Here is a 19,770-nt window from a genome sequence, read left to right as displayed (position 1 = left end):
TTCCCCAAGGACGCCTACGGCTTGTCCCAGGACCGATTCGCCTTCCGTTTCGAGCCATGGAACGGCTAACCCTCCTCGGCCTTCCCCTAGACCCCGTGGACATGCAAGGGGCCCTGACCCGCATCAAAGGCTTCCTCGCAGAACCCAAATCCCACCAGGTGGTCACCTTGAACCCCGAGATCGCCGTCCGGGCCCAAAGCGACGCGGCGCTTAGACGCGCCATAGAGGAGGCGGAGCTCGTCACCCCGGACGGGGTGGGCATCCTCTGGGCGGCCAGGAGCCTTTTGGGCGTAAAGCTCGCGGAGCGGGTCACGGGGGTGGACCTAACCCTGGCGCTTCTGCGGGCCCTTCCCGGGCTCAGGGTCTACCTTCTAGGAGCTCGGCCCGGCGTGGCCGAGCGGGCCGCCAAGGAGGTGGAAAGGCTGGGCGGCGTGGTGGTGGGAACCCACCACGGCTTCTTCCAAGAAGAGGCAGCCGTTGTGGAAGCCATTGCCCAGGCCCGGCCCGATCTCCTTCTGGTGGGCCTGGGGGAGAAGCAAGAAACTTTTATCCACCGCTACAAAGCCCACCTGGGGGCCCGGGTGGCCATGGGCGTGGGGGGAACGCTGGACGTCCTGGCGGGGGAGGCCCGCCGCCCCCCCCAGTGGGCGCAGAGGCTCCACCTCGAGTGGCTCCTCAGGGTGGGGCTGGACCCCAAGCGCTGGCGGCGGGCCCCAAGGCTTTGGACCTTTGTGGGGCTCGTCCTTAAGGAAAAGCGTTTCGGAAAGTCTTAACCGTCTCATTTCCCTTAGGGAAAAGCGCGTAGACTCTGATCATGCGTTCGCTCCTTTTCCTCCTTCTCCTCGCCCCCGCCCTGGCCCAAGGCCTGGTCCTGCCCTTCCAGGGACCCAGGGGGTACAGCCTGGCCCAAGGGTACGCCGAGGCCCTGGGCACCCCCCCCGTCAGCCTGGCCGCCCTCCTTCTGCCCGAACCCCCCTGGCAGGGAGGGTATGAACGGGCCGGGGGGCTTTACAGCCGGGCGGGGGCGGCCTTGGTGCGGGAGGTGACCGGGGCGGAGTTCGTCCTCCTGGGCCGGACGGAACCCCTTACCCTTTACCTGGCCAGCCGCGAAGGGGTGGTGGAGGGGCGGTTTTCCAACCCAGCGGCCGCCTGGCTCTGGGTCAAAGTCCACCTGAAGCGGCGCGACCTCACCCCTCCCCCCAGGCCTCGCGGCGACGAGGCCCGCCTGCAGGCCCTGGCCCAGGGGGAGGACCCGGACGAGCTCCACGGGAAAGCCCTCCGCCTCAGGCAGGGGGAACCGGTCCAGATCCCAGGCCTTCCGCAGGGGGTTTCCGCCTTCTGGCAGGCCCTTTCCGGGAAAGATGGCCAACTGCCCAGGGTGTACGCCCTTTACGAGCTCCTGGCCGAGGAGAAGCGGGAAGAGGCGCTGGCCTTGGCCAGAACCCTATCAAGTGGAACTACTCTAGAAAAACTCGGGGCCCTCCTCGTCCTCCGGTTCCTCGAGGACCCTTCCTGGAAGGCCCTGGCCTGGAGGCTGGCCCAGGAGGCCCCTTACCTTCCCCTGGCCTGGGAGATGGCCAGCTATGCCGCCTTTGAGGAAGAGGACGGGGCCAAGGCCAAGGAAGCCCTCGTCCAGGCCCTGAGGCTTTCCCCCGGCTCTGCCCTTTACTGGACCAACCTGGGCTGGGCCGAGTACCTCCTGGGCGAGAAGGCCCGGGCCCTTCTCGCCACGCAAAGGGCCCTCCGGATTGAACCCGGCGCAGTGGCTCTGTACAACCTGGGCCTCCTTAAAGCCCTCTATGGGGACCACCTGGGGGCCAAGGCCGCCTACGACCGGGCCTTGCGCCTGGACCAGGGGGAGGATGTCCGGATGGCGGTGGACGACTGGGCCAAGTACGAGAAGGAGGCCCCTCAGGGTCTCTTCTGGCGGGCCTATCTCTTGGAACACGCGGGGGATCTGAAGGAGGCCCTGGCCCTCTACCAGGCCTTCCTCCGGACCGAACCCCAAAGCCCCTTGGCCTTCCTCGCTCAAAGGGCCCTGAAGCGGCTGGAAGGGGCAAAGGTGGAGGTGAAGCTAAACCGGCTCACCCTCCTTCCCGGCGACCTCGAGGCCCGCCCCTTCCGCGTGGGAGAGGCCATCTTCCCAGAGGTGCAGGTTTCTGGAGAGCCCTACCTGGAAAGGGCCCCCCTGATCACCCGGCTTTTGAAAAGCGGCCAAGCCGCCGAGGAGAGAGAAAAGGCCCTGGGGTTTCCGCCGCTCACCACACAGGCCCAGGCCACCGCCCCCGCGGTCACCCCCAAGGAGGAGGGGGTGTATGCCCTCGAGGTCCAGTACGGGGGCGCCCGGGCAAGGGTCGAACTGACCATCCTAAAGGAGAGCCTGGCCCGCAGGCTCTACGTCCTGGGGATCATCCCCAAGGACCTCTCAGGCCAGGACCTCCTGAGCCCCAAGGAGATGCTGGGGGAAGACGGCGAAGCCCTTCTCCTTAAGCGGAGCGTGGCCGCCTTGCAGGAGGCCGCTCTTTTGGCCCAGTCCCCCCAGCTCACCGCACCTCTCAAGTCAGGGCCTTTCCAGGGAAAAAGCGTCCGGGAGCTCTTGCAAAGAGCAGACGAGGCCCTGGTGCTCCGCTTTTACCGCGCGGTGCTGGAAGATCCCACGCTCCTGGCCGAACAGGGCATGGACCTGGTCAACGCCTTGGTGAATTGGCTTCTCCAGTAGGGCCGCCAATCAAAAACCCCCCGGAGTGCCCGGGGGGTTTTGGTGGAGCCGACGGGATTCGAACCCGTGACCTCCTGAGTGCGATTCAGGCGCGCTCCCAGCTGCGCCACGGCCCCAGGCCGACCCATATGGTAAGGGAACCGGACGGGCCTTGTCTAGTCCTCCTTGACCCGGACCTCAATCCGGCCCTTCTTATCCTTGACGCTTAGGCTGGCCTTGGCCTTCCCCTTCCGGTATTCGGCCTTCCACTCGTTCTTCTTCACTTCGTACTTCACCCGCTGCCAGCCCCGGGCCCTAAGGTCCTGATCGTGAAAGCGGAAGACCGACTCCGCCTGGCTTCCCTGGTAGACCACCACAATCCCTGAAGGCTCAGGCACCCTTTCCACCACGACGAGCTGGGGGAAAAGCCGGATGGAAAGGTCGGCGCTCACGCGGATGGGCCCCACCTCGAGGGCCAAAGCCGAGGCCGCCAAGACCAAAAGGGCGTAGATCCTTTTCATACCCTCACGATACCCCATCCTCATAGCAAGGGGGTGAGAAAAAGGTCAAACCCCTTTAGAAATAAGGCGGGCTGGCCGTACACTGAAGGCATGGAGGAAATCTGGCGCAGGCTCGCCGAACCCTTCCCCTCCACCGAGGTCCAGTGGCGGATCGAGGCGGTTTCCAAAGACAAAACCCGGGCCTTGGTGGTGCCCTACATCGACGCGAGGAGCGTCCTGGACCGGCTGGACCAGGTGGTGGGTCCGGAAAACTGGCATGACCAGTACGAGGTCCTTTCGGTGTTCCCTTCGGGAAGCAACTACCTGCGAGAGGAGGGGCCGGAAAAACCTAGGCTCTGTGAGGTGAAATGCCGCCTCACCATCCACGGGGTTACCAAGGAGGACGTGGGGGAAGGGGACTCTCTGAAGGCCGCCTTTTCCGATGCCCTAAAGCGGGCCGCGGTCAAGTTCGGCATTGGGCGGTACCTGTACCGGGTGGAAAAGCAGTGGGTGGACTATGAACCGAAAACAGGAAGGTTCACCCCACCCCGCCTCCCTTTAGGTGAAGGGGAAGAGGAGGAAAAACCCGAGGCCCACCGGCTCATCGACCGGCTTTTGGAACGGCTAAGGGAGGAGGGGTTGGGTAAGGAGGCCGTCCAGATCCTCATCCGCTACCCAGGGTACGGACGCTCCCCGGAAGAGACGAAAAGGCTTTACGGGGAGCTTAGGGACCTCCTTAGGAAAAAGGCATGAGGGTTCTCGCCCTGGGCGACCTCCACGCCCTCTTCCCCACCCTATGGCGGATTCTCAAGAAGGAAGGGGCGGCAACCCCCGAACTGAAGCCCACAGAAGAGGTTCGAACTGGACGGTTGCGGGTGGTCCTCCTGGGAGACCTGGTCCACCCCAAGACGCTAGAGGACTACCAGCTCCTCACCGGCCTCGTCCCCTTTGACCCGGAAAACCCTAACCACCTGAGGGCCGCAGCCCGGGCACAGATCCGGGAGCTTTCCCGGCTCAAGCGGTACCAGGAGGAGGCCCAGGGCCATGTCAGCATCCTCCTGGGCAACCACGACGAGGCCGCGGTCAAGGGCTTCCCCCTTCTGGGCAACCGCCATCTGGTCCACAAGGAGTTCCACCCGGAAAAAGGGGGGCTCGAGCTCCCGGAAGGACTCAAGGCCTGGATGGCGGGCTTCCCCAGGGAACTCGTTTTAGAAGGGGTGCACTTCGCCCACGTAGGACCTGTGCCTTGGCTTCAGGCCTATGATGAAGCCTTCTACGCCAGCAGCGAGGCCAAGACCTGGTGGTTCCTGACGCCGGACTACGTGGAACGCATGGGCTACCGGTTCGGCGTCTACGGCCATACCCCCATGCGGGAGGGCCTTCTCATCAAGGAACGCCTGGCCTTGATCGACGCCTTGGACCTGGGGCAGTACCTGAGGCTTGTCCTGGGGGAGGCGGTGGCCCTGGAGGTGGGGCGGGTATAATGCCCCCGGGGATGCGAGACCAGAGCCTCCAGGGGAAAACCGCTTGGATCGCGGTGAGTCGGGCGCGAGAGGCCCTGAGACCTCCCCTGTCCCCGATGCCCTTAGAGGGAAGCCGCTTTGAGCCTGCCGGCCTTCCTGGCCCTGGAAGCCGACGAAAACCCCTCCCTTCGAAGGAGGGTCTCGAGGCCGCGCTTTGCTAAGGAAGGAAGTCCAACGCCTCCTCCATACGTACGGCCTTAAGGCCAAGAAGGCCCTGGGACAGAACTTTTTAGTGGAGGAGGCCTACCTAAGGCGCATCGTCCAGGCGGCAGAGCCTCTAAGCGGCCGGGTCTACGAGGTGGGGCCGGGCCTCGGCCTGCTCACCCGGTTCCTCCTCGAGGCGGGGGCCGAGGTGGTGGCCATAGAGAAGGACCTCTCCTTAAAGCCCGCCCTGGAGGCCTACCTCGAGGGCCTAAACCCCACCCTCCTCTTCCAGGACGCCCTCCTGTTCCCCTGGGAAGAGGTGCCCAAAGGAAGCCTTCTGGTGGCCAACCTCCCCTACAACATCGCCACTTTCCTGGTGAGCCGGCTCCTCCAGACGGGCCGCTTCGCCCGGCTGGTCTTCCTGGTGCAGAAGGAGGTGGCGGAAAGGATGGTGGCCGCTCCCGGCACCCCGGCCTACGGGGTGCTCTCCTTGAGGGTGGCCCACCACGCCAAGGCGGAAAAGCTCCTCGACCTCCCCCCGGGGGCCTTCCTCCCTCCCCCCAAGGTGACGAGCAGCCTGGTCCGGCTGACCCCCTTTCCCAGCCCGGATGACCCCGGCCTTTTCAAACTCATAGAGGCGGCCTTCCGTACCCGGAGAAAGACGCTTAAAAACGCCCTAATCCACGCGGGTTACCCCAGGGCCAAGGTGGAGGAAGCCCTGAGGGCTTTGGGCCTTCTGGATACCGTGCGGGCCGAGGCCCTCGGCCTGGAGACCTTCCGGGCGTTGCGGTCCGCCTTAACGGTGTAACCCCTTTTCTTAAGCTTTCCCAGCCCCTACACGGGATTTCCGGTGTAGTGTGTAGGGTGTCTTGCACCGGCTTAAGGGGGTGGGTGGTAAGATTTAGGGCGAAGGGGAGGGGGTTTACCCCCAGTTCGTGAAGATGAGCACGAATACTCAAAGGAGGTCACCTTGGCGCCCATATCCGAGTACCTGAACATCCTGGTCTACCTGGCGGCGGCCCTCTTCATCGGAGTGGCGGCCCTTTTGGCGGGGGCCCTCCTGGGGCCCAAGAAACCAGGAAGGGCCAAGCTCATGCCCTACGAGTCCGGAAACGACCCGGCGGGGGAGGTCAGGCGGTTTCCCGTTCACTTTTACGTGGTGGCCATGCTCTTCATCCTCTTCGACGTGGAGGTGGCCTTCCTCTGGCCTTACGCGGTGAGCGCGGGGAAGCTCGGCCTTTATGGCTTTCTGGGGGTGGCGGGCTTTACCCTCCTCCTCTTCGTGGGCTTCCTCTACGAGTGGTGGAAGGGGGTCATGCGATGGCACTAAAAGACCTTTTTGAACGGGATGTGCAGGAGCTGGAGCGGGAGGGGATCCTCTTCACGACCCTGGAGAAGCTGGTGGCCTGGGGGCGGAGCAACTCCCTTTGGCCCGCTACCTTTGGCCTCGCCTGCTGCGCCATCGAGATGATGGCCTCCACCGACGCCCGGAACGACCTGGCCCGTTTCGGAAGCGAGGTCTTCCGGGCCAGCCCCCGCCAGGCGGACGTGATGATCGTGGCCGGAAGACTTTCCAAAAAGATGGCCCCGGTGATGCGCCGGGTCTGGGAACAGATGCCCGACCCCAAGTGGGTCATCTCCATGGGGGCTTGCGCCAGCTCCGGGGGGATGTTCAACAACTACGCCATCGTCCAAAACGTGGACAGCGTGGTCCCGGTGGACGTTTACGTCCCCGGCTGCCCCCCGCGGCCGGAGGCGCTGATCTACGCGGTGATGCAGCTGCAAAAGAAGGTGCGCGGCCAGGCCTACGACGACTCGGGGCGGAAGCTTCCCCCGGTGGCCGCCTGGAAAAGGGGGTAAGGATGCGGCTGAGCTGGGTGCTAGAAGAGGCGCGGGAGAAGGGATACCCGGTGGAGGACAACGGCCTCGGTAACCTCTGGGTGGTCCTTCCCCGGGAGGCCTTCAAAGCCCAGATGGCCCGCTACAAGGAGATGGGGTTCAACTACCTGGCGGACATCGTGGGCCTAGACTACCTCACCTACCCCGACCCAAAGCCCGAGCGCTTCTGCGTAGTCTACGAGCTCGTCTCCATGCCGGGCTATGGGGATGGGGACGGAAGCCGCTTCTTCGTTCGGGTGTATGTGCCGGAGAAGGACCCCGTCCTGCCCACGGTGGTGGACCTATGGGGGAGCGCGAACTTCCTCGAGCGGGAGGTTTTTGACCTCTTCGGAATCCGGTTTGAGGGCCACCCTGACCTGCGCAAGATCCTCACCCCTGAGGACCTGGAGGGCCACCCCCTGCGCAAGGACTTCCCCTTAGGCGAAACCCCCACCCTCTTCCGGGAGGGGCGGTTCATCGTGCCCAGCGAGTTCCGGGCGGGCCTCACCGGAAAGGACCCGGGAATGACCCTGTACCGGGGAGGGAGCCGAAAGGGGTACCGGTCGCTCTGGGCTGACCTTCAGAAGATGAAGGAGGGGCAATGATCGACAAAGAGCTTCTGGAGGAGCCAAAGGAGCTCCGCACCGAGGTGATGACCCTCAACGTGGGCCCCCAGCATCCCTCCACCCACGGGGTCTTGCGGGTGGTGGTGACGCTTTCCGGGGAGGAGGTCCTGGACCTGGTCCCCCACATCGGCTACCTCCACACGGGCTTTGAGAAGACGATGGAGAACCGGACCTACCTCCAGAACCTCACCTACACCCCCCGGATGGACTACCTCCACTCCTTCGCCCACGACCTGGCCTACGCCCTGGCGGTGGAGAAGCTGGTGGGAGCCGTGGTCCCGCCCAGGGCTCAGACCATCCGCATCCTTCTGAACGAGCTCTCGCGTCTGGCCAGCCACCTGGTCTTTCTGGGCACAGGCCTCCTGGACCTGGGGGCCCTCACCCCCTTCTTCTACGCCTTCCGGGAGCGGGAGACCATTCTGGACCTCTTCGAGTGGGTCACGGGGCAGCGCTTCCACCACAACTACATCCGCATCGGAGGCCTTAAGGAGGACCTCCCCGAGGAGTTTGTTCCGGAGCTCAAAAAGCTCCTTCAGGTCCTCCCCCACCGCATCGACGAGTATGAGGGCCTCTTTGCGGAAAGCCCCATCTTTTACGAACGGGCCCGGGGCGTGGGGGTGATCCCGGCGGAGGTGGCCATCCACCTGGGCCTCACCGGGGGTTCGCTGAGGGCCAGCGGAGTGGACTACGACATCCGGAAGGCCCACCCCTACGCAGGGTACGAGACCTACCGCTTCGATGTCCCCCTGGGGGAGCAGGGCGATGTGTTTGACCGGATGCTCATCCGCATCCGGGAGATGCGTGAGAGCGTAAAGATCATTCAACAAGCCCTGGAGCGCCTCGAGCCCGGCCCCATCCGCGACCCCAACCCCCAGATCACCCCGCCCCCCAGGCCCCTTTTGGAAACCTCCATGGAGGCGGTCATCTACCACTTCAAGCACTACACGGAAGGCTTCCACCCCCCCAAGGGCGAGGTGTACGTGCCCACGGAGTCGGCCCGGGGGGAGCTCGGGTACTACATCGTCTCGGACGGGGGGTCCATGCCCTACCGGGTCAAGGTGCGGGCCCCCAGCTTCGTCAACCTGCAGAGCCTCTCCTACGCCTGTAAGGGGGAGCAGGTGGCTGACATGGTGGCCATCATCGCCAGCCTGGACCCTGTGATGGGAGACGTGGACCGCTAGGAGGAAGGATGGGCTTCTTTGACGATAAGCAGGAGTTTCTGGAGGAGGTCTTCAGACAGTACCCCCCAGAGGGGCGCCGCTCTGCCGTCATGCCCCTTCTGAGGCGGGTGCAGCAGGAGGAGGGCTGGATCCGGCCCGAGCGGGTGGAGGAGATCGCCCGTCTGGTGGGCACCACCCCCACGGAGGTCATGGGGGTGGCGAGCTTTTACAGCTACTACCAGTTCGTCCCCACGGGAAAGTATCACCTCCAGGTCTGCGCCACGCTTTCGTGCAAGCTCGCGGGGGCGGATGAACTTTGGGACCACCTTACGGAAACCTTGGGCATAGGGCCTGGGGAGGTGACGCCAGACGGGCTTTTCAGCGTGCAGAAGGTAGAGTGTCTGGGAAGCTGCCACACCGCTCCCGTGCTTCAGGTGAACGACGAACCCTACGTGGAGTGCGTGACCCGGGCCCGCCTCGAGGCTCTCCTCCAGGGCCTGAGGGAGGGGAAGCGCCTCGAGGAGATCCAGCTTCCCGGCCGGTGCGGCCACCACGTGCACGAGGTGGAGGTATGACGGGACCCATCGTTTCCGGCCACGATCCCCGGTTTGAACGCACCCTCTACGCCCACGTGGGCCAGGAGGAAAGCTGGACCTTGGACCACTACCTCCGGCACGGGGGGTACGAGACCGCGAAAAGGGTCCTCACCCGCCTGAGCCCTGAAGAGGTCATCGAGGAGGTGAAGCGCTCTGGCCTACGCGGCCGGGGTGGGGCAGGCTTTCCCACCGGGCTTAAGTGGAGCTTCATGCCCAAGGACGGCAAGCAGCACTACCTCATCTGCAACGCGGACGAGTCCGAGCCCGGAAGCTTCAAGGACCGCTACATCCTAGAGGACGTGCCCCACCTCCTCATCGAGGGCATGATCATCGCCGGCTACGCCATAAGGGCCACCAAGGGGTACATCTACGTCCGGGGGGAGTACCGCAAGGCCTACGACCGGCTCATGGGGGCCATACAGGAAGCCTACGCCCGGGGGTATTTGGGCCAGAACCTCTTCGAAAGCGGATTCAGCTTTGACCTTTACGTCCACCGGGGGGCGGGGGCCTACATCTGCGGGGAGGAGACGGCCTTGATGAACTCCCTCGAGGGCCTGAGGGCCAACCCCCGGCTCAAACCCCCCTTCCCCGCTCAGGCGGGGCTTTGGGGCATGCCCACCACCATCAACAACGTGGAGACCTTGGCCGCGGTGGTCCCCATCCTGGAACGGGGGGCGGACTGGTTCGCCCAGATGGGCACGGAAAGGTCCAAGGGGATGAAGCTTTACCAGGTCTCCGGGCCGGTGAAACGGCCTGGGGTCTACGAGCTCCCCATGGGGACCACCTTCCGGGAGCTCATCTACGACTGGGCCGGGGGACCCCTGGAGCCCATCCAGGCCCTCATTCCCGGGGGATCTTCCACCCCGCCCCTTCCCTTCACGGACGAGACCCTGGACACCCCGATGGACTACGAGAGCCTCCAGGCCAAGGGGTCTTTGCTGGGCACGGGCGGGGTCATCCTCATCCCGGAGCGGGTGAGCATGGTGGACGCCATGTGGAACGTGACCCGGTTTTACGCCCACGAGTCCTGTGGGAAGTGCACCCCCTGCCGGGAGGGGGTGGCGGGGTTCATGGTCAACCTCTTCGCCAAGATCGGCGCGGGCCAAGGGGAGGAGAAGGATGTGGACACCCTAGAAAACTTGCTGGACCTGATCGAAGGCCGGGCCTTCTGCCCTTTGGCGGATGCTGCGGTCTGGCCGGTGCGGGGCTCCCTTAAGCACTTCAAGGACCAGTACCTCACCTTGGCCAAGGAGAAGAAGCCTGTGCCCCGGGTGAGCCTCTGGAGGTGAGCATGGTCAGGGTTAAGGTCAACGACCGCATCGTAGAGGTACCCCCGGGAACCAGCGTCATGGACGCGGTCTTCCACGCGGGGTACGATGTGCCGCTTTTCTGTTCGGAAAAGCACCTCTCCCCCATCGGGGCCTGCCGGATGTGCCTAGTCCGGATCGGCCTCCCCCGCAAGGGGCCGGATGGGGCGTACCTTAAGGACGAAAACGGCGAGCTCCAGATCTTCTGGCAGCCCAAGCTCGCGGCGAGTTGCGTCACCTCTGTGGCCGAGGGGATGGTGGTGGACACCCAAAGCGACCTGGTCCGGCAGGCCCAGGCGGGGATGGTGGAGTTCACCCTGCTCAACCACCCCCTGGACTGCCCCACCTGCGACAAGGGGGGGGCCTGCGAGCTCCAGGACCGGACGGTGGAGTATGGCCTTTACGAGAAGTACTACCAGGAGGGGCCCTTAGAGCTCCCCGTCTACACCCGGTTTGAGTTCACCCGCCGCCACGAGGACAAGCACCACCCCCTTTCGGAGTTCATCATCCTAGACCGGGAGCGGTGCATTCACTGCAAGCGGTGCGTCCGCTACTTTGAGGAGATCCCAGGGGACGAGGTCCTGGACTTCATCGAGCGGGGGGTGCACACCTTCATCGGCACCATGGACCTCGGCCTGCCCTCAGGGTTCTCCGGAAACATCACGGACATCTGCCCGGTAGGGGCGCTTCTGGACCTCACCGCCCGCTTTAGGGCGAGGAACTGGGAGTACGAGGAGACAGAGACCACCTGCACCCTGTGCGCCGTGGGGTGCGGGATCACCTTGGACACCCGGAGCGGCCAGCTCGAGCGCATCCGGGCCCGGGAGGTCAGGGAGGTCAACGAAATCTGGCTCTGTGACGCAGGCCGCTTCGGCCACGAGTGGGCCGACCAGAACCGGGTCCTTAAACCCCTGGTGCGGAAGGGCGGCAGCCTGGTGGAGGCCAGCTGGGAGGAGGCCCTTGCCGCCATCCGGGAGGGGCTAAAGGGCCTGGACCCCAGCCGGGTGGGGCTTTACTTGGACGGGGGCGCCACCTTGGAGGAGGGGCTGATGGCCGCCGAGCTTGCCCGGGCCCTCGGCACCCCCCATCTGGATTTTGAGGGCCGTACCCCCGCCCCCGCCAGCCTCTTCACCCCGGCGACCTTTGAGGAGCTGCTTCAGGCGGATTTCGCCCTGGTCCTAGGCGACCCCACGGAGGAGGCCCCCCTGGTCCACCTGCGGCTTTCCGAGTTCACCCGGGGCCTCACCCCACCCCCCCTTCTAAACCACGGCACCCCCTTCGCCGACCTGCGCATCCAGGAACGGATGCCCAGGCGAAAGGAGCGGCTGGCCCTCTTTGCCCCCTTTCCCACAGCCTTGGGGAAATGGGCGGGGGTCTACGAGGTCATCGAGCCCGGGAGCGAGCGGGAGCTCCTCGCCGCCCTCCTTGGGGAGAAGGAGGGGGGCGAGGCGGCCAGGCAGGCCCGGGAGGCCTACGAGAAGGCCGAGCGCCCGGTCTTGATCCTGGGGGCGAACCTCCTGCAAGACGCGGTGGCGGCGGAAAGGGCACGGCTTCTTGCGGAAAAGAAGGGGGCCAAGGTCCTGGCCATGACCCCGGCGGCGAACGCGCGGGGCCTCGAGGCCTTGGGGGTTCTGCCCAAACCAGGCGGGGCGGCCTGGGACGAGCCTGGGGCGGAGGCCGCGTACTACGGTTACCTTCCTCCTGAGGCCGCCCTTAGGGGGAAGCGGTTTCTGGTCTTCCACCTCACCCACCTCCACCCCCTGGCGGAGAAGTATGCCCACGTGGTCCTGCCCGCGGAGACCCCATATGAGAAGAAGGGGCATGTGGTGAACCTGGAGGGCCGCATCCAAACCCTTGCCCCTGCCCCCATAGACAACGGGGAGGCGGACGACGCGGTGGCCGCCTTGGCCCTTTTGGCCGAGGCCCTGGGGGTGAAACCGCCCTTCCGGCTCATGGCCCAGGCGGAAAAGGCCCTTCCCTTCAAGGGGGGCTTCGTGAAAGAAAGGGTCAAGACCCTCTTCCCCAAGGAGATGAAGGGGGAGATCTACCTCCGCCCCTTCATGTGGAAGGAAAAGCAGCTTGTGGGGCGTGCGGCGCACATCCAACCTGTGCTCAGCGTACATCCTGAACGGGCCAAGAGGGAAAGCCTTCTGGAAGGGGCCCAGGTGGAGGTGGAAACCCCCTTCGGAGTGGCCAAGGCGAGGGTGGAGCACCGGGAAGAGGTGAGCCCCCGCTTCCTCTACCTCACCGCATTGGGCCCCTACGCGGGCCGGAGGGTGGAGGCTCGGATTCTTGTGCCCGCTGGAGGTGAAGCATGAACTACCCGCAAGACCCCCTCTGGATGGTGGCGGTGAAGGCCCTCCTGGTCATCTTTGGCCTCCTCACCGCCTTCGCCTACATGACCCTCGTGGAAAGACGCCTTCTCGCCCGGTTCCAAATCCGGCTGGGCCCGAACCGGGTAGGCCCCCTGGGCCTCCTCCAGCCCCTGGCCGATGCCATCAAGAGCATCTTCAAGGAGGACCTGGTGGTGGAGAAGGCGGACCGATTCCTCTTCGTCCTTGCCCCTTTGATCTCCATCACCTTCGCCCTTCTGGCCTTCGGGGCCATCCCCTTCGGCCCCCCGGGGGCCTTTTTCGGCTACCAGCCCTGGGTGCTCAACCTGGACCTCGGCCTCCTCTACCTCTTCGCGGTGAGCGAGATGGCGGTCTATGGGATCTTCCTGGCGGGCTGGGCCTCGGGAAGCAAGTACAGCCTTCTGGGCTCCTTGCGCTCCTCCGCCAGCCTGATCAGCTACGAGCTAGGGCTAGGCATCGCCTTGCTCTCCCCCGTTCTTTTGGTGGGTTCCTTGAACCTGAAGGAGATCGTGGACTGGCAGGCGGAAAACGGTTGGCTGATCCTGTACGCCTTCCCCGCCTTCCTGCTCTTTGTCATCGCCTCCATGGCCGAGGCCGCCCGCACCCCCTTTGACCTGCCCGAGGCGGAGCAGGAGCTAGTAGGGGGCTACCACACGGAGTACAGCTCCATCAAGTGGGCCCTCTTCCAGATGGCGGAGTACGTGCACCTCATCACCGCCAGCGCCCTCATCCCCACCCTATTCCTTGGGGGATGGCGGATGCCGGGACTCGAGGTGCCCTATCTTTGGATGTTCGTCAAGATTGCCTTCTTCCTCTTCCTCTTCATCTGGATCCGGGCCACCTGGTTCCGCCTGCGGTACGACCAGCTCCTTCGCTTCGGTTGGGGCTTTCTCTTCCCCGTGGCCCTGGTCTGGTTTTTGGTCACCGCCTTGGTGGTGGCCCTGGACCTGAACCGGGTGGTGCTCCAGTACCTCTCCCTCTTCGCCTTGGCCCTGGTCCTGGGGGGGCTCTTCTACACCCCCGCCCCCAGGCGGAAAGGAGGTAAGGCATGAGCCTGAAAGCCCTGGCGCAAAGCCTGGGAATCACCTTGAAGCATCTCTTCTCCAAACCTGTGACCATCCCCTATCCGGATGCCCCCGTGGCCCTGAAGCCCCGCTTCCACGGGCGGCACGTCCTCACCCGGCACCCCAACGGCCTCGAGAAGTGCATCGGCTGCTCCTTGTGCGCCGCCGCCTGCCCCGCCTACGCCATCTATGTGGAGGCAGCGGAAAACGACCCGGAAAACCCTGTCTCCGCTGGGGAACGCTACGCCAAGGTCTACGAGATCAACATGCTCCGGTGCATCTTCTGCGGCCTTTGCGAGGAGGCCTGCCCCACCGGGGCCATCGTTTTAGGCTATGACTTCGAGATGGCGGACTACCGCTACTCCGACCTCATCTACGGCAAGGAGGACATGCTGGTGGACGTGGTGGGCACCAAGCCCCAGCGGCGGGAGGCCAGGATTACCGGCAAGGCGGTGAAGCCGGGGTATGTCGTGCCTTACGTCCGGCCGGAGCTCGAGGGCTTCCAGGCCCCCACGGAAAGGGGGAAGAGGTGAGCGGCCTCGAGGTCTTGGCCCTCTTTCTCCTTCTGGGGAGCGGGGCTTTAGTGGTCACCTTGAAAAACGCCATCCACGCCGCTTTAGCCCTTATCCTCAACTTCCTGGTGCTGGCCGGGGTCTACATCGCCTTGGACGCCCGCTTTCTAGGCTTCATCCAGATAATAGTCTATGCCGGGGCCATCGTGGTCCTCTTCCTCTTCGTCATCATGCTCCTCTACGCCGCCCAGGGGGATATCGGCTTCGACCCCCTGGTGCGCGCAAAACCCCTGGCTGCCCTCTTAAGCCTAGGGGTGGCGGGGCTTTTCTACTTTGGCCTTTCGGTCCTCCCTTTGGGCCAGGGGAAGGACCTCCAAGGAGGGCTTCCCCAGGCCCTTGGCCCCCTCTTGTACGGGGACTGGCTCTTTGCCCTTTTGGGGGTGGGCTTCCTCCTCCTGGTGGCCACGGTGGCCGCGGTGACCCTGGTCCAACCCCAAAGGCCCCTGGAGGCGCTTAAGCCCGAGGAAAAGAAGGAGGTGGTGCGGTGAGCTACCTCTTGATGAGCAGCCTCCTCTTCGCCCTAGGGGTCTACGGGGTCCTCACCCGCAGGAGCGCCATTTTGGTCTTCCTCTCCATCGAGCTGATGCTGAATGCGGCCAACCTGGCCCTGGTTACCTTCGCCCGCGCGCACGGCCTCGAGGGCCAGGTGGCGGCCCTGCTGGTCATCGCCGTGGCCGCCGCCGAGGTGGCGGTGGGCCTGGGGCTGATCGTGGCCGTTTTCCGCCACCGGGAGAGCACCTCGGTGGACGACCTTTCGGAGCTTAGGGGGTAATGATGCTTCTTTTCACGATCCTTCTGCCCCTTCTCGGCTGGGCCCTTCTCGGTCTTTTCGGAAAAAGATTGAAGGAACCCCTTCCCGGGGTCATCGCCTCGGCTCTGGTGCTGGCCTCCTTTCTTATTGGAAGCGGCCTCTTGATCTCGGGCGGGGCCAGCTGGCGGGTGGACTGGCTCCCTGGGATCCCCTTCAGCCTGGTCCTGGACCCGCTCTCCGGGCTCATGCTCCTCATCGTGACCGGGGTCGGGTTCCTGATCCACGTCTACGCCATCGGGTACATGGCGGGTGACCCCGGGTACAGCCGGTTCTTCAGTTACTTCAACTTCTTCATCGCCATGATGCTGACCCTGGTCCTCGCGGACACCTACCCCGTGATGTTCATCGGCTGGGAGGGGGTGGGCCTGGCCAGCTTCTTGCTCATCGGCTTCTGGTACCGGAACAAGGAGTATGCCGACTCGGCCCGCAAGGCCTTCATCGTCAACCGCATCGGGGATCTGGGCTTTCTGTTGGGCATGGCCCTCCTCTGGGCCCTATTTGGCACCCTTTCCATCAGCGAGCTGAAGGAGGCCTTTGAAGGCCCCCTCAAAAACCCCGAGCTTCTCGGCCTGGCCGGCCTTCTCCTCTTCCTGGGTGCGGTGGGCAAGAGCGCCCAGATCCCCCTCATGGTCTGGCTGCCGGACGCCATGGCCGGCCCCACCCCGGTCTCCGCCCTCATCCACGCGGCCACCATGGTGACCGCGGGGGTTTACCTCGTGGCCCGAAGCTCCTTCCTTTACGCCAACCTCCCCGATCTCTCCTACACCATCGCTTTGATCGGCCTCCTGACCGCGGCCTACGGGGCCCTTTCCGCCTTTGGCCAGTACGACATCAAGAAGATCGTCGCCTACTCCACCATCAGCCAGCTGGGGTACATGTTTTTGGCCGCGGGGGTAGGGGCCTACTGGGTGGCCCTCTTCCACGTCCTCACCCACGCCTTCTTCAAGGCCCTCCTCTTCCTGGCCTCGGGAAGCGTAATCCACGCCCTGGGAGGGGAGCAGGACGTGCGGAAGATGGGCGGAATGTGGAAGCACCTGCCTCAGACGCGCTGGCACGGCCTGATCGGGGCTCTGGCCCTGGGCGGGCTTCCTTTCCTCTCTGGCTTCTGGTCCAAGGACGCCATCCTCGCCTCCACCCTCACCTACCCCTTCGGGGGCTTTGGCTTCTATATGGGGGGGCTACTGGTAGCCGTCCTCACCGCCATGTACGCCATGCGCTGGTTTGTCCTGGTCTTCCTGGGCGAGTACCGGGGCCACCACCACCCGCACGAGGCCCCGCCCGTGATGCTCTGGCCCAACCACCTTTTGGCTTTGGGCTCGCTTCTGGCCGGGTATCTGGCCCTTCCCCATCCTTTGCCCAACCTCCTCGAGCCCTTCCTTAAGCCTTCCCTGGCGGAGCTCGAGGTCCATCCCCTCTCCTTAGGAGGGGAGTGGGGGCTTATCCTCCTCTCCGCGGGCGTAGCGCTTCTGGGCCTTTACCTGGGGTATGTCCTCTTCCAGCGTCCTCTGCCCTCCTGGTACCTGGCCTTCGAAACCTGGTCCAAAAACGCCTTCTACGCAGACCTGGTCTACAACACCCTGGTGGTAAACCCCCTTAAGGCCCTTTCCGAAGGCCTCTTTGCAGGGGACAGGAGCCTCCTTTCCCTCTACCGGGGTCTGGCCGGGCTTTTCGCCCTTCTGGGGAAAGGCCTGGGGGCCCTCCAGCAGGGATACCTGCGGTTCTACGCCCTTTTAATGGTCCTGGGGGCGCTGGCCTTCCTGGCCCTTGCCCTAGGGAGCAACCTGGGGGTGATGCGGTGATCAGCCTAGCGGTTTTCCTTCCGGCCCTGTTTGGCCTTCTTCTCCTTCTGGGGGCCCCCCGCGCCCTGGGGGTGCTGGGGGCAGCGATGAGCCTAGGGATCAACCTGGGGCTTTTCGCAAGCGTGGCGGACGGAGCAGGGTTCTACGAGAAAGCCCCCCTCTTGAAAGAGGCCGGGGTCTACTACGCCCTGGGCCTGGACGGGGTTTCGGCCCTCCTCTTCCTCTCCACCGCCTTGGTGGTCTTTCTGGGAAGCCTGGCCCGGGCAGAAGGCCGGTTCCTGGGCCTCGCCCTCCTGATGAGCACAGGGCTTCTCGGCCTCTTCGCCGCGCGCGACCTCGTCCTCTTCTACGTCTTCTTTGAGGCCACCCTGATCCCCTCCCTCTTCATGCTCCTCCTTTACGGCGGGAAGGAGCGGATCCGGGCGCTTTACACCTTCGCCCTTTTTACCCTGGCGGGCTCATTGCCCATGCTGGCCGCCATTTTGGCGGTACGGTACCTGGGGCAGGCGGAGAGCTTCCTTCTGGAAGACCTCCTCAAACACCCCATCCCAGAGGCCTACGGCGCCTGGGTCTTTCTGGGCTTCCTGGTGGCCTTCGCGGTGAAGACCCCCCTGGTCCCCCTGCACGCCTGGCTCCCGCTCTTCCACCGGGAAAACCACCCTTCTGGCCTCGCGGACGCCATGGGGACGCTTTACAAGGTCGGCATCTACGCCTTCTTCCGCTACGCCATCCCCCTGGCCCCTTCGGGGTTTTCCGAGTGGCAGGGGGTGCTTCTCCTCCTCTCCGCCATAGGGGCGGTCTACGGGGCCTGGGTGGCCTTCTCCGCTTCGGACTGGAAGACCCTTCTCGCCTACGCGGGGGTTTCACACATGGGGCTAGCCGGGCTCGGCCTCTTCTCGGGCAGCCCGGAAGGGGTAACGGGCGCGCTCTTCCTCCTGGCAGCCAGCGCGGTCTACACTGGGGCCTTCTTCCTCTTCGGGGGCTTGCTCTTTGAGCGGGTCCTAACCCTCGAGCTCGGCCGGTACCGGGGCCTGGCGGCCACCGCCCCCGGGCTTTCCGCCTTGGGGCTCTTTCTCACCATGGCCATGGTGGGGTTGCCGGGGCTTTCCGGGTTCCCGGGGGAGCTTTTCGCCCTTTTGGGCGCATACAAGGCCAGCCCCTGGATGACCGCCTTCGGCTTCCTTGCCGTCATCGGGGCGGCGGCCTACGCCCTTACCGCGTTCCAAAAGGTCTTTTGGGAAGAGGCCCCCCTTGCCCAAGCTGTAGGCCTACCAAAGGCCTGGGACCTTTCCGGGCGGGAGTGGCTCTTCGCAGGGGTAAGCGTGCTCGTCCTCTTGTGGATGGGCCTCTTCCCCGGGTACTTCATGCAGGGCCTTACCCCCTTGGCCGAGGCGTTGGTAAAGCTCCTGGGAGGTGGCGCATGACCCTCCTGGTCCTAAGCGCATCTGCCGTTCTGCTCTCCCTTCTGGGCCTTTTCCTTCCAGTTCGCACCACCAAGCGCCTGGTCATCCTGAGCCTTTCCTTAGGGGCGCTGGCCCTTTTGTACGAGTGGGGAGGGCCCGTCCGGTTCGGGTTCTACGAGATGGATGCCCTGGCGGCGAGCACCAGCTTCCTCGCGCTTTTGGGGGCGCTTTGGGCGGTGGGGCTCAAGCGGACACAGAGGTGGGAGTACCACCTGCTCGTCCTTTACGCCGTCTTGGGGATGCACCTCCTCGCCAGCACCCGGCACCTTTTGGTGATGCTCATCGCCATCGAAGCCCTCTCCCTGCCCCTTTACGCCCTTGCCGCCTGGAACCGGGGTCGGGGCCTCGAGGCCGCGCTGAAGTACTTCCTCCTGGGGGCTTTGGCCGCCGCTTTGTTCCTCTATGGAACCGCCCTCCACTATGGGGCCACGGGGAGCTTCCTGGCCGGAACCCCAGGCGAGGGTAAGGCCTACCTCCTCGCCCTGGGCCTGATCCTGGTGGGCCTGGGGTTTAAGGTGGCCCTCGCCCCCTTCCACTTCTGGTCCCCCGACGTCTACCAGGGAAGCCCCACCCCGGTCACCCTCTTCATGGCCACCGGGGTGAAGGCGGCGGCCTTTGCTGCGCTCTTACGGGTGGTCCTGCCGGAAAGCCCCGCTCTAGCCGCCTTGGGCCTCCTCATCGCTTTAAGCGTCCTCTGGGGGAACTTGGCGGCTTTGGGGCAGAAGGAGGCCAAACGGCTTCTCGCCTACAGCTCCATCGCCCACGCGGGGTACATGGCCCTGGGCCTGTACACGGGGGCGGCCCAAGCGGTGGCCTTTTACCTCCTGACCTATGTTCTGGCCACGGGGCTGGCCTTCGCCATCCTGAGCCAGGTCTCCGAGGACGAGGTACCGCTTGCCTGTCTTAAGGGGCTCTTCCAGAAGGAGCCGGTCCTGGGCCTGGGCCTAAGCCTTTCCGCCCTCTCCCTCCTCGGCCTTCCCCCCTTCCCCGGCTTCTGGGGGAAGTACCTGGTCTTCCTCGAGGCGGCTAAGGCCGGCCAGTACGGCCTTCTACTCCTAGCCCTCCTCACGAGCGCGGTCTCGGCCTACTACTACCTGGCCCTGGGGCTTTCCGTCTTCCAAAAAGGGGAAGTGGGGATCACCCCAAGGCGGCTGGCCCGGGGGGTGGTCCTCCTGGCAACCTTCTTCCTCCTCCTCCTCGGGTTCTTCCCCGGCCTCGTTCTCCCCGCCCTGGCAGCGGGGTACTAGGTCCAACCCCCGCCTCCCCAGGGCCCCT

General features: G+C 64.9%; 20 protein-coding genes and 1 tRNA gene. 19 read left to right on the top strand and 2 right to left on the bottom strand.

Annotated elements, in window-relative coordinates:
- Window positions 1–56: 56 nt before the first annotated feature.
- Both C4301_RS00205 and C4301_RS00200 read left to right on the top strand, forming a co-directional pair.
- A complete protein-coding gene (locus tag C4301_RS00205; RefSeq protein ID WP_352413157.1) occupies window positions 57–773 on the top strand; it encodes a WecB/TagA/CpsF family glycosyltransferase in 717 nt (238 codons plus the stop codon).
- Window positions 774–814: 41 nt separating this feature from the next.
- Window positions 815–2,719, top strand: a complete 1,905-nt coding sequence (locus C4301_RS00200; RefSeq protein ID WP_352413110.1) for a tetratricopeptide repeat protein — start codon at window positions 815–817, stop codon at window positions 2,717–2,719.
- Window positions 2,720–2,759: 40 nt separating this feature from the next.
- Here C4301_RS00200 and C4301_RS00195 read toward each other — a convergent pair.
- Both C4301_RS00195 and C4301_RS00190 read right to left on the bottom strand, forming a co-directional pair.
- Window positions 2,760–2,835, bottom strand: a tRNA-Ala gene (locus tag C4301_RS00195).
- 39 nt (window positions 2,836–2,874) lie between these two features.
- The gene (locus tag C4301_RS00190; RefSeq protein ID WP_352413109.1) at window positions 2,875–3,219 is read right to left on the bottom strand and encodes a hypothetical protein; all 345 of its coding nucleotides are present in this window, start codon (window positions 3,217–3,219) and stop codon (window positions 2,875–2,877) included.
- 90 nt (window positions 3,220–3,309) lie between these two features.
- Here C4301_RS00190 and C4301_RS00185 point away from each other — a divergent pair, with 90 nt between their 5' ends.
- The 17 genes from C4301_RS00185 to C4301_RS00105 all read left to right on the top strand — a co-directional run bounded on the left by C4301_RS00185 (window position 3,310) and on the right by C4301_RS00105 (window position 19,742).
- Entirely contained in the window at window positions 3,310–3,951 is a 642-nt protein-coding gene (locus tag C4301_RS00185; RefSeq protein WP_352413108.1) for a Rad52/Rad22 family DNA repair protein, read from the top strand.
- Window positions 3,948–4,682, top strand: coding sequence for a metallophosphoesterase (locus C4301_RS00180; protein WP_352413107.1), 735 nt, complete (start codon window positions 3,948–3,950; stop codon window positions 4,680–4,682). The genes C4301_RS00185 and C4301_RS00180 overlap by 4 nt, the downstream gene beginning before the upstream one ends.
- A gap of 193 nt (window positions 4,683–4,875) precedes the next feature.
- Complete coding sequence (rsmA, locus tag C4301_RS00175; protein WP_352413106.1) at window positions 4,876–5,673, top strand: 16S rRNA (adenine(1518)-N(6)/adenine(1519)-N(6))-dimethyltransferase RsmA; 798 nt, start codon at window positions 4,876–4,878, stop codon at window positions 5,671–5,673.
- A gap of 162 nt (window positions 5,674–5,835) precedes the next feature.
- The gene (locus C4301_RS00170) at window positions 5,836–6,195 is read left to right on the top strand and encodes an NADH-quinone oxidoreductase subunit A (protein WP_352413105.1); all 360 of its coding nucleotides are present in this window, start codon (window positions 5,836–5,838) and stop codon (window positions 6,193–6,195) included.
- Window positions 6,186–6,725 carry a NuoB/complex I 20 kDa subunit family protein gene (locus C4301_RS00165; RefSeq protein WP_352413104.1) on the top strand — a complete coding sequence of 180 codons (540 nt, stop codon included), beginning with the start codon at window positions 6,186–6,188 and terminating at the stop codon, window positions 6,723–6,725. Before C4301_RS00170 ends, C4301_RS00165 begins: the two co-directional genes overlap by 10 nt.
- 2 nt (window positions 6,726–6,727) lie before the next feature.
- Complete coding sequence (locus tag C4301_RS00160; protein ID WP_352413103.1) at window positions 6,728–7,348, top strand: NADH-quinone oxidoreductase subunit C; 621 nt, start codon at window positions 6,728–6,730, stop codon at window positions 7,346–7,348.
- Entirely contained in the window at window positions 7,345–8,550 is a 1,206-nt protein-coding gene (nuoD, locus tag C4301_RS00155) for an NADH dehydrogenase (quinone) subunit D (RefSeq protein WP_352413102.1), read from the top strand. Before C4301_RS00160 ends, nuoD begins: the two co-directional genes overlap by 4 nt.
- A gap of 8 nt (window positions 8,551–8,558) precedes the next feature.
- Window positions 8,559–9,104, top strand: a complete 546-nt coding sequence (gene nuoE / locus C4301_RS00150) for an NADH-quinone oxidoreductase subunit NuoE (RefSeq protein WP_352413101.1) — start codon at window positions 8,559–8,561, stop codon at window positions 9,102–9,104.
- Window positions 9,101–10,414: an NADH-quinone oxidoreductase subunit NuoF gene (nuoF, locus tag C4301_RS00145; RefSeq protein WP_352413100.1), complete on the top strand. Its 1,314-nt coding sequence runs from the start codon at window positions 9,101–9,103 to the stop codon at window positions 10,412–10,414. Before nuoE ends, nuoF begins: the two co-directional genes overlap by 4 nt.
- Before the next feature lie 2 nt (window positions 10,415–10,416).
- Window positions 10,417–12,750, top strand: coding sequence for an NADH-quinone oxidoreductase subunit NuoG (gene nuoG, locus C4301_RS00140; RefSeq protein ID WP_352413099.1), 2,334 nt, complete (start codon window positions 10,417–10,419; stop codon window positions 12,748–12,750).
- Window positions 12,747–13,838 (top strand): NADH-quinone oxidoreductase subunit NuoH, encoded by a 1,092-nt coding sequence (nuoH, locus tag C4301_RS00135; protein WP_352413098.1) that lies wholly within the window; start codon window positions 12,747–12,749, stop codon window positions 13,836–13,838. The genes nuoG and nuoH overlap by 4 nt, the downstream gene beginning before the upstream one ends.
- A complete protein-coding gene (gene nuoI, locus C4301_RS00130) occupies window positions 13,835–14,383 on the top strand; it encodes an NADH-quinone oxidoreductase subunit NuoI (RefSeq protein WP_352413097.1) in 549 nt (182 codons plus the stop codon). Before nuoH ends, nuoI begins: the two co-directional genes overlap by 4 nt.
- Window positions 14,380–14,910 (top strand): NADH-quinone oxidoreductase subunit J family protein, encoded by a 531-nt coding sequence (locus C4301_RS00125; protein ID WP_352413096.1) that lies wholly within the window; start codon window positions 14,380–14,382, stop codon window positions 14,908–14,910. Before nuoI ends, C4301_RS00125 begins: the two co-directional genes overlap by 4 nt.
- Window positions 14,907–15,194 carry an NADH-quinone oxidoreductase subunit NuoK gene (gene nuoK, locus C4301_RS00120; protein WP_352413095.1) on the top strand — a complete coding sequence of 96 codons (288 nt, stop codon included), beginning with the start codon at window positions 14,907–14,909 and terminating at the stop codon, window positions 15,192–15,194. The genes C4301_RS00125 and nuoK overlap by 4 nt, the downstream gene beginning before the upstream one ends.
- Window positions 15,194–17,032, top strand: a complete 1,839-nt coding sequence (gene nuoL / locus C4301_RS00115; RefSeq protein WP_352413094.1) for an NADH-quinone oxidoreductase subunit L — start codon at window positions 15,194–15,196, stop codon at window positions 17,030–17,032. The genes nuoK and nuoL overlap by 1 nt, the downstream gene beginning before the upstream one ends.
- The gene (locus tag C4301_RS00110) at window positions 17,029–18,456 is read left to right on the top strand and encodes a complex I subunit 4 family protein (RefSeq protein ID WP_352413093.1); all 1,428 of its coding nucleotides are present in this window, start codon (window positions 17,029–17,031) and stop codon (window positions 18,454–18,456) included. The genes nuoL and C4301_RS00110 overlap by 4 nt, the downstream gene beginning before the upstream one ends.
- Window positions 18,453–19,742 (top strand): NADH-quinone oxidoreductase subunit N, encoded by a 1,290-nt coding sequence (locus C4301_RS00105; RefSeq protein WP_352413092.1) that lies wholly within the window; start codon window positions 18,453–18,455, stop codon window positions 19,740–19,742. Before C4301_RS00110 ends, C4301_RS00105 begins: the two co-directional genes overlap by 4 nt.
- The last annotated feature ends 28 nt before the right edge of the window (window positions 19,743–19,770 follow it).

Source organism: Thermus sp. (assembly GCF_040290245.1).
Classification (GTDB): domain Bacteria; phylum Deinococcota; class Deinococci; order Deinococcales; family Thermaceae; genus Thermus_A.
Note: the sequence above shows the minus strand (reverse complement) of the source record. Positions and strands in the feature narration are given on the sequence as shown.